Source organism: Nocardia sp. NPDC057272 (assembly GCF_042668615.1).
GTDB lineage: Bacteria > Actinomycetota > Actinomycetes > Mycobacteriales > Mycobacteriaceae > Nocardia.
Genome location: NZ_JBHUYK010000008.1, coordinates 150656 through 165850 on the forward strand (window position 1 = coordinate 150656; position 15195 = coordinate 165850).

Annotated in this window: 5 protein-coding genes; all 5 read left to right on the plus strand. The window is 70.4% G+C overall.

Features of this window, described 5'->3' with window-relative positions; all coding sequences use genetic code 11:
* The first annotated feature begins 184 nt into the window (after positions 1 to 184).
* The 5 genes from ACFULV_RS14535 to ACFULV_RS14555 are packed head-to-tail and all read left to right on the plus strand — an operon-like array spanning position 185 to position 15192.
* Positions 185 to 937, plus strand: a complete 753-nt coding sequence (locus ACFULV_RS14535; protein WP_378656614.1) for a thioesterase II family protein — start codon at positions 185 to 187, stop codon at positions 935 to 937.
* Positions 934 to 2247 carry a polyketide synthase gene (locus ACFULV_RS14540; protein WP_378656617.1) on the plus strand — a complete coding sequence of 438 codons (1314 nt, stop codon included), beginning with the start codon at positions 934 to 936 and terminating at the stop codon, positions 2245 to 2247. The genes ACFULV_RS14535 and ACFULV_RS14540 overlap by 4 nt, the downstream gene beginning before the upstream one ends.
* Complete coding sequence (nbtC, locus tag ACFULV_RS14545) at positions 2240 to 5380, plus strand: nocobactin polyketide synthase NbtC (RefSeq protein WP_378656620.1); 3141 nt, start codon at positions 2240 to 2242, stop codon at positions 5378 to 5380. Before ACFULV_RS14540 ends, nbtC begins: the two co-directional genes overlap by 8 nt.
* 13 nt (positions 5381 to 5393) lie before the next feature.
* The gene (locus ACFULV_RS14550) at positions 5394 to 10532 is read left to right on the plus strand and encodes an amino acid adenylation domain-containing protein (protein WP_378656623.1); all 5139 of its coding nucleotides are present in this window, start codon (positions 5394 to 5396) and stop codon (positions 10530 to 10532) included.
* A gap of 43 nt (positions 10533 to 10575) precedes the next feature.
* The gene (locus tag ACFULV_RS14555) at positions 10576 to 15192 is read left to right on the plus strand and encodes an amino acid adenylation domain-containing protein (RefSeq protein ID WP_378656625.1); all 4617 of its coding nucleotides are present in this window, start codon (positions 10576 to 10578) and stop codon (positions 15190 to 15192) included.
* Positions 15193 to 15195 lie beyond the last annotated feature (3 nt).

The following is a 15195-nucleotide window of genomic DNA, read 5'->3' on the forward strand; positions in this document are numbered from 1 at the left end:
TGTTACTGTTGCCCGACCGATCGCCCGGTGATAGCCGGGCCGTTCCCGATTCGGGTCGGATTCGGATGCAACAGGATTCGCCCCGATCCCGGACGACAGCGCCGGGCGGGCCCGTGCGTGAGCGCGGCGTTTGGATAGTGCGAAACGGCCGCGCGGCTTTGCGCGGCCGGTGAGGGAGAGCGACATGGCAAGAGAACTCGGCTGGATCAGGCAATTTCAGGCCCCCAGGACCGATTCCCTACCGCCGCTGATCGTCTTCCCGCACGCGGGCGCGGGCGCCTCGGCTTATCGGGTGTTCGCCAAGCGTATGGCCGCCGACTTCGACACCGCGATCGTCCAGTACCCCGGCCGTCAGGACCGCGCGCGGGAAGCCGCCGCGCAGACCCTGCCCGAGCTGGCCGCCGGCGCCTTCGAGGCGTTCCGCGACTCCGCCCACAACACCGGCGCACCGCTCACCGTCTTCGGCCACAGCATGGGCTCCATCGTCGCGTTCGAATTCGTCCGGCTGGCCGAGGCCGCGGGGTTGTCCGTGCGTTTGCTGGTGGTCTCCGCGGCCGCCGCACCGCACCGAATCGCCGAGCTCCCCGCGCATCCCACCGAGGACGACGAATTGCTCGACCACATGGCCACGCTCAACGGCACCGGCGCCGACGTGATGGCCAGCCGTGAGGTGATGCGGATGGCGCTGCCGGTCCTGAAGGCCGATTACCGCGCCTTCGACGCCTACTCCTGTGGTCCCGACGTGGCTGTCGCGACGCCCGTGCTGGTGCTCGGTGGCGATGACGATCCGTTCGTCGGGCCGCGCGACCTCTACGGCTGGGACCAGAGCACCACCGCCGAGATCGAGGTCAACCTGTTCGAGGGCGGCCACTTCTACCTCGACGAGAACATCGACGGCATCGCCGAGGCGCTCGTCGGCAAGGCGCTCGCGCGATGAACTTCGATCCCATCGTGATCGTCGGGATGGGTGTCGAGGCCCCCGGCGGCGTCGAGACCCTGCCCGACTTCTGGTCCGCCCTCGCTTCCGGGCGTGAGCTGATCGGCCCGTTCCCGCGCGATCGTGACTGGCCGCTCGACGAGCTGTTCGCCCTCGGCAGGCTCGACGGCTGGGCGCCGGTTCGTGACGCGGGCGGGTTCCTCGACGGCGCGACCGACTTCGACGCACAGTTCTTCGGCATCACCCCGCGCGAAGCGGTGGCGATGGATCCGCAGCAGCGAGTGGCCATGCGGGTCGCGTGGCGTGCGCTCGAACACGCGGGCATCAATCCCGGTGCGCTGGACGGTGATTCGGCCGGTGTGTGGATGGGCGTCTCGACCGTCGAATACGGGCCACGGGTGGGCTCGGTGAACGAGTACAGCGGCTATCGCGCGACAGGGACCGCGCTCGGCGCGGTGGCCGGGCGCATCTCCCACGGCCTCGGCCTGATCGGTCCCTCGATCAGCGTGGATACCGCGTGCGCGTCGTCGCTGACCGCCGTGCACCAGGCGGCCTCGGCGATCCGCGCGGGCGAGTGCGAGTGGGCGCTGGCCGGCGGAGTGTGCGTGATGGGTTCGCCCGGCGCGTTCTACGAGTTCTCCAAGAACAACGCCCTCGCCACCGACGGCCACTGCCGTTCCTACGCCGCCGACCCCACCGGCACCCTCTGGGCAGAGGGTGCGGGAGTCGTCGTGCTGGAACGGGAATCGCGGGCGAAGGCGCTGGGTCACCGGATCTACGGGCAGCTGCTCGGCTCGCGGGTCAACCACAACGGTTCCGGCGCCCCGATCGCGGTGCCGAGCGCGGGCGCTCAGCAGCGGCTGATCGAGGACACGGTCGCCGCGGCCGGGATCAGCGCCGACGACATCGGCCTGATCGAAGGGCACGGCACCGGCACCGCCGTCGGCGACCCGCTCGAATTGACCGCGCTGGCAGCGACTTACGGCAACCCGGACCGCACCGACGGACCCCTGCTCGGCTCGGTGAAGTCCAACACCGGCCACGCCCAGGCGGCCTCGGGGATGCTCGGGCTGATCAAGGTGCTGCTGTGCGGTGCGCACGGCGCGATCGCGCCGAGCCTGTGGGCAGACGCGCCGACCACCGAGATCGACTGGGACGCGACCAGTTTGCGTCTGGCCGCCGAACTCACCGACTGGGCGCCGCGCGCGGACGGCCTGCGCTATGCCGCGGTGTCCTCGTTCGGTGTCGCGGGAACCAACGCGCACGCCATCGTCGGCCTGCCGGTGCTGGAGGAGACCAACCATGGCTGAGTACCGCTTGCCGGACGGCAGCGTTCCCGTCCTGCTGTCCTCCGACAGTGTCGACGGACTGCGCGCCGAGGCGGCCGCCCTGCGTGAATATGTTGCCGCGCATCCCGAGGCGAGCGCGCAACGATTGTCGGACATGCTGTTCCGCACCCGCGTGCCCCGTCGTCGCCGGGCGCTGATCCTGGCGTCGCCGACGGGGCCGACCGACGAGCTGGTGTCCGCACTCGACGCGATCGCGACCGGCTCCGAGCACGCACTCGTCGTGCACGGCGACGTGCCGGCGAGCGCGCGCCGGATCGGGTTCGTCTTCCCCGGCCAGGGCAGTCAGCGGCCCGGCATGGGCGCCACGTTCTACGAGCTGTCGGCCGACTACCGCGCGGTGGTCGACGAATGCGCCGCCATCCACGCCGAACGCTTCGGGCATTCCCAGCCGCTGCACTATCTGCTCGGCGACGAGGGGCAGTACGAGGACACGGTGTGGGAAGTGCAGCCCGCGTTGATGTTCCACATGACGGGCCTGGCCGCGGTGTGGCGGGCGGCGGGGGTGGATCCGCACGCGACCATCGGCCACAGCCAGGGCGAGCTCGCCGCGGGCGCGGTCTCCGGCGTGATGACGCTGCGTGACTCGGTGCTCGCGGTGACCCATCGCGCCCTGCTCGCGGACCGGCTGTCCCCGCGCGGCTATTCGATGGCGGTCTTCGGGATGGACCGCGAGAGCGTGGAAGCGCTGATGGCGCGGCACTCGGGGTGGGCCGAGCTCGCGGTCGTCAACTCGCCGCACATCATCGCCATCTCCGGTGAACGCGGCGCCGTCGTCGATCTGGTGGCCGCCGCTACCGCGCGTGGCCAGTTCGCGAGGGAGATCCGGGTCGCCTTCCCGGCACACACCTCCATTGTCGCCGAAGTGCGGGCTGATTTCGAAGGCTTCCTCGGTGACGAGATGAGCACGCCGAACTTCACCGCGTCCGAGATCGCTTGCTACGGCGCGACTCTCGGCGAGCCGATCACTCCTGACCTCAAGCAGGAGGAGTACTGGTTCTGGAATCTGCGCAATCGCGTTCGGTTCGACCGGGCCGTGGTCAGCGCGGGTAGCGATGGCGTCGACCTGATGATCGAGGTCGCCGAGCACCCCGTGCTGCAGCTGGCCATCCAGGAAAACCTCAGCCTGGTCCCGAACCGTCCCGGTGTGCCCGCCCGTGATTTCCGTGTCCTCGGCACGTCGCTGCGCACCGCGGAGGGGCTCTCGGAGTTCACCCGCAATCTCGCCCAGGTCGCCGTCCTCGACATCGACTACCGCTGGGACGCACTGCGAGTCGACGACACCGTCACCCTCCCGCTGCGAGACTTCCCGCACACCGTGACCAACGCCAAGCGACTGTGGGCTCCCCTCGGCGCCCACGAGACCCCCGCCGAACTCGTGGTCTCCACCCCGAAACCGCAACGGCTGGTGGAACAGTGGATTCCGGTACAGCGTCGCGCGCTGACCGCGCCGCGCAGTCTCCTCGTCGTCGACCACACGGGTGAATGCGCCGAGCTGGCCGCCGCCCTGGTCGCCGCCGCGGACCGCCACGGCGCCGACGCGCGCGTCATCGGAGCCGGCACGCCTTCGGGCCAGGACAGCCGGGACCGAGCTGTGGGGACCGCTGACTCCGTGGTCGTGTTGCTGCCCGCTTCCGGCGACGACGACAGCGCCGGTGCGATCGACGCGCTGGCGCGGTTTTACGCCGAACGCGCCTGGGCCCCGGCGTTGTCCGCGCTGCGTCCCGGTGGCGAGTGCTGGCTGCTGACCGTCGGCGGCGAGACCGTCCACGACGGTGATCCGATTCCCGGGCTGTTCCAGTCGGGCGTGAGCGCCGGATTCCGCAGTGTGGGTATCGAGAACCCGGGAATCCTCTTCCGGCACCTCGATCTCGCCGCGAACGAATCCGCTCCCGCCCAGGCCGCCAAGATCGTCGGTGCGGTGCACTCCAGCGGGGAAGCCGAGCTGGCGCTGCGCGCCGGCAAGCTGTTCGTCAAGCGCCTGGTCGTCGATACCACCGATGAAACCGGTTCGCTCGGAACAGATCTCGATCACGTGGTGATCGTCGGTGGTACCGGTCAGCTGGGTCTGCGGTTCGCCGATCAGCTGGCGCGTACCGGAGCGGGCCGTGTCACGCTGCTGAGCCGCAGCGGTGAAACCGAGGCGCTGGCACCGGAACTGGCTCGGCTGCGCGGTATCGGCGCGACCGAGATCGTGGTGCGGTCGTGCGATGTCAGCGAGGTCGACGCCGCGAAGGTGTTCGGTGCCGAGATCGCCGATCGCCCGGTCGACCTGGTGATTCACGCCGCCGTCAACTATGTGGACGCCGAACTCGACCAGATCACCGACGACGCCGTGCGCACCGCCGCCGCCGCGAAGCTGCGCGGCCTGGACAACCTGATCGACGCGGTCGCGCTGACCGTGGACTGCCGGGTCCTGCTGTGCTCGTCGATGGCGGCGACGCTGGGCGGACGTGGGCAGGTCCTGTACGCGGTGACCAACCGCATGCTCGACGTGGCGGCCCGCAGGCTGCGCGCCCGTGGCATCGCCGCCGCGAGCCTGCAATGGGGGCTGTGGAGCGTGGCCGGCCCGCTCGACGATGCCGGGTTCGCCCGGGTCGAGGAGGCAGGCGTGTTCCCGATGGTGCCCGCGGATGCGATCGAGGCCGGGCTCGCCGCGCCGGTGCGCGACGGCATGATCATCGCCGCCGACTGGGACTTCCTGCGCGAGGTGCTCGGCGCGTTCGGCCAGGCCAGCGTGCTCACCGGGCTCGAATCCGCCACGCCCGCACCGCAGGTGGCACCGGCGCCCGCAGAGACGGTGAGTGCGGTTCCGGCGGCCGTGGCCGCTGCGGCGCCCGCTGCGCCCACCGACAGTTTCCCGCTCGACCTGCGTATGCGCACCGAACTGCTCAAGGTGATCGGCGGTGACAGCGCCGAATCCATCGACGCCACCATGCCCTTGGTCGCGCTCGGTCTCGATTCGTTGCAGGCCTTGGACTTCCGCAAGCGCGTGAAAGCGGAACTGGATCGCGATCTGCCGGTCGCGGCGATTCTCGGCGGCGCATCGCTCGACGATGTCGTGCTGCTCATGGCACAGAACACCAACCAGGGCTGAGGGGCCGAAGAACATGTCTGACACCGAAGCCACCCTGTCCGTCGCCGAGCGCCGCAAACTGCTGCTCCAGCAGAAGCTGCGCGAACGCGGCATGGCCGTGGTGAACGCCGAACCCGTCGCCGTAGCGCGTATTCCGGTGGGGGAGCGGCGCCCGCTCACCCCCGGCCAGCGCCGCATGTGGTTCCTGCAGACCCGCGACGCCGACGACACCGCCCTCAACATCTGCGTCGCCTACCGCCTCACCGGCTCGCTCGACGCCGACCGTCTGCACGCGGCGTTCGACCAGGTGGTGGCTCGCCACGACATCCTCCGCACCACCTACGGCGCGGACGTCGACGGCACGCCGTACCAGGTGTTCGCCACCGACGTACAGGCCGAATGGTCGACCCACGACCTCACCGAGCTCGCGGAGTCGGGTCGTGACCTGCGGGTGGAGGTGCTTGCCCAGCGTGAGTTCGGCCGTCCGTTCGCGCTCGGCACCGAACTCCCGCTGCGCGCCACGCTGATCCGCACCGGGACCGACGAGCACGTCGTGCTCCTCACCATCCACCACATCGCCTGGGACGACGATTCCTGGGCGGTGTTCTTCGTCGAACTGAACGCCGCGTACCGGGCCGGGCAGCCCAGCGCCTCGCCCGACGAAACGAACGCGGCCGACGGTGGCGGCCGTGACACGGTGCAGTTCGCCGCGATCGCGTCGACCGAGGAACCCGCCGAGGCCGATGTGGCGTTCTGGCGCGAGGCCCTGCGTCCGCTGCCCGAACCCCTCGAACTGCCGGGCTCCGCCTCGGCCACCCCCGGCCGCAACGCCCAGCGCCGCACCCACCGTCTGCCGGCCGAGCTCGTCACCCGCACCGAACAGTTCGCCCGCGAACAGGCCGCGACCCCGTTCATGGTGCTGCTCGCCGGTTTCGACGCGCTGATCCACCGCTACACCGCCGCCGACGACTTCCTCGTCTCCATCCCGGTGACCGATCGCCCCGCGGGCACCGAACAGCTCATCGGCTATTTCGGCAATACTCTGCTGCTGCGCGCCACCATGGGCGCCCATGCCGACTTCGCCCAGCTCGTCGCCGCGGTCCGCGACACCTGCACCGGCGCCTTCGCGCACCGTGGCGTCGGCATCGATCGTGTCGTCCGCGAGGCGAACCCGGATCGGGTAGCAGGCCGCGACGGCTTGGATCAGCTGGTCCGCCTCGGTTTCTCGGTGCGCAAGAGCGCCGACGGTTTCGCCCTCGACGGCGTGAGCTCCACCCAGCTCGAACTCGGCGCGGCGAGCGCGCAGGTGCCGTTGGCGCTGGCCATCGTGCTCGAGGCCGACGGCACCGCGGTGGTGGAGGCCGAGTACCAGACCGATGTGCTGGCCGAGGCCCTCGTCGACCAGTTGCTCGCGCACTTCGGTCAGCTCCTCGACAGTGCGTTGCGCGAGCCGCGACGCAGGCTCGCCAACCTCGACATGCTCGGTGCCACCGACCGCGCGGCCCTGCTGGATCGCTCGCACGGCGCCCTCGTCGACGAACCGGCGACCACCTTGGTCGCGCTGCTGGAATCGGCCGCGGCGGCCGCGCCCGACGCGCTCGCACTGCTCTCCGACGACACCGAGCTCACCTACGCCGCGCTGCACGCGCGCGCGAATCGCCTGGCCCACTGGCTGATCGGGCAGGGCATCGGTACCGAGGACCTCGTCGGCCTTCGCTTCGGCACCTCGGTGGAGTTCATCGTCGCCGTGCTCGCCGTCCTGAAGGCCGGTGGCGCCTATCTCCCGATCGATCCGGCCTACCCGCAGGATCGCATCGAGTACCTGGTCGAGGACGCGAACCCTCGATTATTGCTCGGCGCAGTCGAATTGGCCGCTGCCGAGGAGATGGCGGCGGGGCTCCCCGCGACCGCGCCCACCGATGCCGAGCGCCTGCGTCCGCTGCTCCCGGCGAACCTGGCCTACGTCATCTACACCTCCGGCTCCACCGGCAAGCCCAAGGGTGTTCCGGTGCCGCACAACGCGATCGCCGAACACATCGTCTGCTTCACCGCCGACTGGAACATGACCGCCGCCGACCGCCTGATGCAGTCGTCGTCGGTGAGTTTCGACGCCTCGCTGGTCGACATCGCGATCACCCTCACGGTCGGTGCGCAGCTGATCGTGCCCAAGCCCAACGCTTTCCGCGATATCCGCTACGTCGCCGACCTCATCACCCGCCGCCAGGTGACGGTGCTGCACATGGTGCCGTCGATGCTGAGCACGTTCCTGCTGCTGCCCGAGATCAGCGAATGGCAGTCGCTGCGCCAGATCCCCGTCGGCGGCGAGGCGCTGCCCGGCGAGGTCGCGGACCGGTTCTTCAACACGCTGGAGGCCGAACTCCGCAATCACTACGGACCGACCGAGGCCGTCGTCTGCTCGACCCATATGCCGGTCGCGGGGCCGCAGGGCACCGGCGTGGTGCCGATCGGCATCCCCAACCGCAACGTCTACACCTACGTCCTCGACGAGGCATTGCAGCTGGTGCCCGACGGCGTCGTCGGTGAGCTCTACCTCGGTGGCGACCAGCTCGCCCGCGGCTACCTGGACCGTCCCGCGCTGAGCGCGCAGCGTTTCGTCGCCGACCCGTTCGCCGCGGCCGAGGGCGGCCCCGCGATGGGCGCCCGCATGTACCGCTCCGGTGACCTGGTGCGCCGCAACACCTTCGGCGAGCTCGAGTTCGTCGGCCGCGCCGACGAACAGGTGAAGGTGCGTGGTTTCCGCATCGAGCTCGGCGAGGTCGAGGCGGCGATCGCCGCGCATCCCGCCGTCGCCCACTGCGTGGTCGTGGTGACCGAAGACCCCGCCATCGGCGCGATGCTCGCCGCCTATGTGGTGCCCGCCGAGGGCACCGTCGACCTCGAACAGGTCCACGCGTTCGCGGCAGGCGGACTGCCGGAATACATGGTGCCCAGCGCGTTCGCGGTGATCCCCGAGATCCCGCTCACCGTCAACGGCAAGCTCGACAAGCGCGCTCTGCCCGCGGCGACCCCCGCCGTGGTGCGCACCCACCGCGCCCCGGCCACGGCCACCGAACGCAAGGTGTGCGCCCTGTTCGGCGCGCTGTTCAACCTCGACGAGGTCAGTGCGGAGGACTCCTTCTTCGAACTCGGCGGGCACTCCCTGCTCGCGGCCCGCCTGGTGGCCCAGGTCCGCGCGGAGTTCGGCATCGAACTCGACGTGCGCGTCGTGTTCGACAGCCCGACCCCCGCCGCCCTGGCCGCAAACCTGGTCGCTCGCTTCCTGGCGGAGTTCGATATCGACCTCGACGCCGTCGACAACGATGTCGAGGACGCCCCCGCCGAGAGCGCGCCCGCGGAAACCGCGACGGCGGATACCGCGACCGCCGGACCGGTGCGGTCCACTCGCCCCGCGATCGGTGGGCGCCCGCGCGGCGAGCGCGTTCCGCTGTCGTACTCGCAGCTGGCGATGTGGTTCCAGTACCGGATGGAGGGTGCGGGCTCGGTCGGCAACCTGCCGCTGGCCCTGCGCTTCGACGGCGCACTCGACATCGCGGCCCTGCGTGCCGCGCTCGATGACGTGGTCGCCCGGCACGAGTCGCTGCGCACCACCTTCCCCGAACACGACGGCGTGCCCTACCAGGTGGTGCACCCCGCCGCTCCGGTCCCGCTGCCGGTGCGCGAGATCGCCGCCGACCAGCTCACCGAGGCACTCGCCGAGATCGCCGACTACCACTTCACCCTCGACGGTGAGCCGCTGATCCGCGCCGAACTGCTCGTACTCGACGCGGGCGCCCACGTGCTCTCGCTGCTGGTGCACCACATCGTCGCCGACCACGCCTCCTTCGGCGTGCTGCTCGACGACCTCACCGCCGCCTACCGGGCTCGCAGCGAACAGGGCGGCGCCCCGGACTGGGCGCCGCTGCCGGTCCAGTTCGCCGACTACGCGCTGTGGCAGCGTGAACTGTTCGACCAGGCCGCGCCGAGCGCGTTCGCCACCGACCAGATCGAGTACTGGCGGGCCACGCTCGCGAACGTTCCCGAGGAGATCGCGGTCGCCCACGATCGGCAGCGTCCGCCGGTGCTCGGCAAGCGCGGCGAGGTGGTCACCTTCTCGCTGCCCGCCGCCGTGCGCTCCGGGCTCGAATCGCTCGCGGTCCGCAGCGGCGCCACCGAGTTCATGGTGTGCCAGGCCGCGGTCGCCACCCTGCTGCACACCCTCGGTGGTGGCACCGACATCACCCTCGGCACTCCCGTCGCGGCGCGCACCGATCCGGCGACGACGGCGCTGATCGGGTTGTTCGCCAACATGGTCGTGCTGCGCAACGACCTGTCGAACGCGCCGACGTTGCGCGACACCGTGGTGCGGGCCCGCAATGTGGTGCTCGACGCCAACGCCCACCAGGAGCTGCCGATCGAGCGCCTGGTCGAAGCGCTCAACCCGCGTCGGTCGCGCTCGCGGAACCCGTTGTTCCAGAGCATGATCCACTTCCGCGGCGCCGACTGGGCACCCACCACGCTCCCGTTCGCTACCTCGGGGGAGAGCACCGTCACCGTGCTGCCCGCCGATTTCGACGTCTCGTTCCTGGATCTGAACCTGAGCCTGAACGTGACCGCCGACGGCGGCATGGACGTCCGCGTCGTCGTCAACGCCGATCTGTACGACCCGGCCACGGCCGCGCTGATCGCCGACGCGCTCGCCGCCACGCTGCGCGCCTTCGCCGAAACGCCGGACCTGCCGGTCGCCGACCTGCGTGTGCTGCCCGCCGCGGATCTCGAGCGTCTGCTGGCCACCCCCGCCCCGGTGGCCGCGAGCGCCGTCGCCACCGGTGCGGCGACCGACTCCGACACCGAGCGCACCCTGATCGCGCTGATCGAGGAACTGCTCGAGATCGACGACGTCGTCGGCGAGGACAACTTCTTCGCCCTCGGCGGCGACAGCGTCATCTCCATCCAGTGGTCGGCCCGCGCCGATGCTCTCGGCCTGCCGCTGTCACCGCAGCTGGTGTTCGAATGCGCCACGATCACCGAACTGGCCGCTGCTGTCGACACCGCCGCCGGCGACGCGACGCAAGCCGATGAGCCCGAACAGGTTTCGCACGCGCCGATGAGCGCGTCGGGCCTGGAATCCGACGCCCTGTCCGCGCTGACGGCCGCCTGGTCCGCGCAGGGATGAGCACGAACGTCGGGATGAACGAGCAGTTAGGAAGGGACGCAGCATGAGTGCGCCGCAGATCGAAGACGTACTCGCGCTGAGTCCGCTGCAGGAGGGGCTGTTCTCGCTCTCCCGGCTCACGGGCACCGAGATCGACCTGTACACGATGCAGTTCGTGGTCGATATCGACGGCCCGCTCGACACCGGCCTGCTGCGGCGCAGCGCACAGGCCATGCTGGACCGTCATCCGAACCTGCGTGCCGCGTTCTGGGACACCGACGTGCCCAAGCCGGTGCAGATCATCCCCTCGCGCGCGGAGTTGCCGTGGGCCGAACGAGACGCGCTCACCACGGAATTCGAGGCCATCGCCGAATCCGAGCGACGCGTCCCGTTCGCGCTCAGCCGTGGTCCCGCCCTGCGTGTGCTGCTGCTCGACGTCACCGACGCGCCCGAGCCGCGCAAGCGGATGATCCTCACCGCGCACCACATTCTGATGGACGGCTGGGCGGTCGCGGTGTTCTTCACCGAACTGCTCGCCGTCTACCGAGCGGGCGGCATCCTCGACGGTCTGCCCGCGCCCCGTCCCTACCGTGACTACATCGGCTGGCTCGGCGCGCAGGACCACGACGCCGCCGCCCGCCGCTGGGCAGAGTACCTACAGCAGGTCAGCGCGCCGCTGGTGTTGGCCGACGGCACCGGCGATCGCGGCTCCGCCGTTCCGCAGACCACGCGACTGCGGCTGTCCGCCACCGAAACCGACCGGCTGCAACAGTGGGCGCGCACCAACGGGATGACGCTGAACACCGCCGTCCAGTTCGCCTGGACGCTGCTACTCGGCCGCATCACCGACCGTCGAGACGTGGTCTACGGCACCACCATCTCCGGCCGCCCCGAGAAGCTCGCGGGCGTCGAGGGCATGGTCGGGCTGTTCATCAACACCGTCCCGGTCGTGCACCGCCTCGACTCCGCCGAGCCGGTCGTCGCGCAATGCGCACGCCTGCAACGCGATTCGGCCACCATGCGCGACATCGGGTATCTCAGCCTGTCGACTCTGCAACGCGCGGCCGGTCACGGCGCCCTGTTCGACACCCTGTTCGTCTTCGAGAACGCCCCCATCGACGACGCCATCCAGACGGTCACCGCCCCCGACGGCGCCCGGTTCCGGCCGATCGAGATGGAAAGCCTCGCGCACTACCCGCTCACGGTCGTCTCCCACCTGAGCGACGGCGAACTGCTCGTCCTCGTCGAAGCGATTCCCGCGCTCCTCGGACACCTCGACCCCGCCGACCTCGGCGCCCGGATGCTGACCGTCCTGCGCACCCTGCCGACCCTCGACGCCGCCGCGACCACCGATGCGATCGACCTGCTCACCGAGGCCGAGCACGCCGAACTCCGCAGCGCCGCAACGGATACCACTGCGCCGCCGACCGCCACCCCGTGGGAACTGTTCGAGCGGCAGACCACCGCCACCCCGGACGCGATCGCCCTCACCACCGCCTCGGGTGAGGTATTCACCTACCGTGCGCTGCACGAGGAAGCCTGCCGGTTGGCCGGGGAGTTCGCCGCGCACGGTGTCGGCCCGGAAACTGTTGTCGCCCTGATGCTCCCGCGCAGCCCGCGCTCGATCATCACCATCCTGGCGACGTTCGCCGCGGGCGCGGCGTACGTCCCGGTCGACATCACGCTCCCGGCTGCCCGGATCGCCTCGATTCTGCGCCAGTCGAACCCGGTCCTCGCCGTCGTCCTCGACCGAGATCGGACGCTGCTCGACGGCGTCACCGAGCCGGCGGCCGACACCACGGCCGACCGATCGGTGCCGGTATTGGCGCTCGACGAGCCTGCCGTCATCGCGCGGGTCGCGGCCCGGCCCGCACAGGCCCCCGCGGTGAATCGCGAACTCGACCACAGCGCCTACATCATCTTCACCTCCGGCTCCACCGGCGAACCCAAGGGCGTCGTCGGCACGAACGCCGCCCTGGCGGGCTACTTCGCCGACCACCTCGAGCGCTTCTACCGCCCGGCGATGACCAAGCTCGGCCGCCCCCTGCGGATCGCGCACGCCTGGTCGCTCGGCTTCGATGCCTCCTGGCAGCCGATGGTCGGGTTCTTCGCCGGGCAGGCGCTGCACCTGTTCGACGCCGAGGAGATGCGTGACGCGCACCGAATCGTCTCCGGCATGGCCGAATTCGACATCGACATGATCGACACGACCCCGTCGATGCTCGCCCAGCTGGCGGCGGCGGGCCTGCTCGATCGCGAACTGCCGGTGCTGGCTCTCGGCGGCGAGGCGATCGACACCGCCCTGTGGGCGCGGTTGCGCGCGCTCCCCGCAACGGCTGTGTACAACTGCTACGGGCCCACCGAGACGACGGTCGAAGCGGTGGTCGCGCCCGTCGCCACCTCGGAAATCCCCACGATCGGCACCGCCAACGGTGGCATGGTCGGCTACGTGCTCGACTCCCGGCTGCGACCGGTCCCGCAGGGCATCGTCGGCGAGCTCTACCTGTCGGGCGTGCAGCTGGCCCGCGGCTACCTCGGCAAGCCCGCCATCACCGCAGACCGTTTCGTCGCCGACCCGACGCGCCCCGGTGCGCGCATGTACCGCACCGGCGACCTCGTGCGCCGGCTCCCGGGTGGCCGCTTCGGTTACCTCGGCCGCGCCGACGCCCAGGTGAAGGTGCGCGGCTATCGGATCGAGGTCGGTGAGATCGAGACCGCGCTGCGGCGTTCGGCCGATATCGACACCGCCGCGGTGACCGTGGTGCGCCGTGCCGGTGGCGCCTCGCTGGTCGGCTTCGTCGTCGGCAAGGCCGGACGGGCCGTGATCGTGAGCCGGGTGCGTGCCGATCTCGCGCAACGCCTGCCCGCGTACATGATTCCCGCGCGGATCGTCGTGATGGACCAGCTGCCGGTGAACGTCAACGGCAAGCTCGACGGCCCGGCGCTGAACGAGCTCGCCGAGCAGTCGCTGTCGGCCGCCGACAGCGACGCGGCCGCCGAGACGCCCACCGAGATCGCGCTCAGCGAGCTGTTCGCCGAACTCTTCGACGGCCGTGCGCCCGGCATCGACGCCGACTTCTACGAACTCGGCGTCGACAGCATCGTCGCGATCTCGCTGGTCAACAAGGCCCGCCGCCGCGGCCTCGCCCTCAATCCGCGCATGGTGCTGGCCTGCCCGACCATCCGCGAACTCGCCGCCGCCGTCGATGACGCACCGGCCGCCGCCGCGCAGTCCGGCGCCGACGCCTACGGTGTGGTCCCGCCGCTGCCGGTGGTCTCCTGGATGTATGAATACGGCAACTACCGCCGCTTCACCCAGGCCGCGCTCCTGCGTCTGCCTGCCGGAATCGACCGTGCGGCACTGGAATCCACTCTCCAGGCGCTGCTCGACGCGCACGACACCCTGCGCGCGGTGCTCACCGATACACCGGACGGCCCGCGCATGGTCACGCGCGCGCCCGGCGTGGTGAACGCCGGCGACCTCGTCATCGAAGCACCGCGAGGGCTCAGCGGCACCGAACTCGCCACGGCCATCACGAAATACGCGCGGATCGCCAACGACGCGATCGACCCACGGGCCGGGGAAATGGTTCGCGCAGTGTGGTTCCCGGGTGATGCTGCCGAAGTCGCAGGCGCGGCTGATCCGGCCGGCGTGCCGGGCTCCGGCGCCGATGACGACATCCTGCTGCTCGCGGTGCACCACCTCGCGGTCGATGTCGTGTCGTGGCACATCATGCTCGATGCCCTCGCCGCCGCCTGGCAGCAGATCCAAGCGGGCGTGACGCCGAAGATGCTGCCCGAGTTCACCTCCTACCGGCAGTGGTCCGAGGCCATGTGGCAGCGCGCTTCCGCACCGAAAGTCCTTGCCCAGCGCGACTACTGGGCCACGCAGGTCAGGGAGCCCGACGCTGCCCTCGGCTCCCGGCATCCCGCACCGGCCACCGACACCTGGTCCAGCCTGCGCGTCAGCACGGTCGCGACGCCGGTCGCGGTCACCGACCGTCTCCTCGACCGTGTCGGCAAGGACGAGGGTGTCCGCGAGTTCCTGCTCACCGCCCTCACCATGACCATGGCCTCGCTGCACGCCGACAACGGAAACGACCCGGCCGCAGGCGCCTTGATCGCCATGGAGGGTCACGGCCGCGCCGATACCACCCTCGGCACCGACACGGCCAACACCCTCGGCTGGTTCACCAACGTCTTCCCCGTCCGCCTCGGCGTCGGTGACAACGCGGTGGATATCGCACGCGCGCAAGCGGACCCGGCTGCCGCCCGTAGTCTGCTCGGCTCCGTCTCGACACACCTGCGCGAAATCCCCAACCAGGGATTGGATTACGGTCTGCTGCGCTACGTCAACCGCGCGGCGGAACTCCGGTCCGCCGCCGAACCCCAGGTCGAATTCAACTACCTCGGCCGAATCGACCTCAGCGGCAACGAATCCGACCCCTGGTCGCTGCTCGTCGGCGAACACGACACAGCGCTTCCGCTGGACCCGGAACCAGACCTACCCCTGCGCTACGCGGTCGACGTCATCGCGGGCATCGGCACCACCCCCGAAGGTCCGGCCCTGACAACCAACTTCCGCTGGAGCGCGTCCCTGTTCACCGAAGACCAGGCCGCGCGCTTCGCTGAACTCTGGGAGCAGGCCATCATCACGCTCGCCGACGTGGTGAACGGGTAGGAC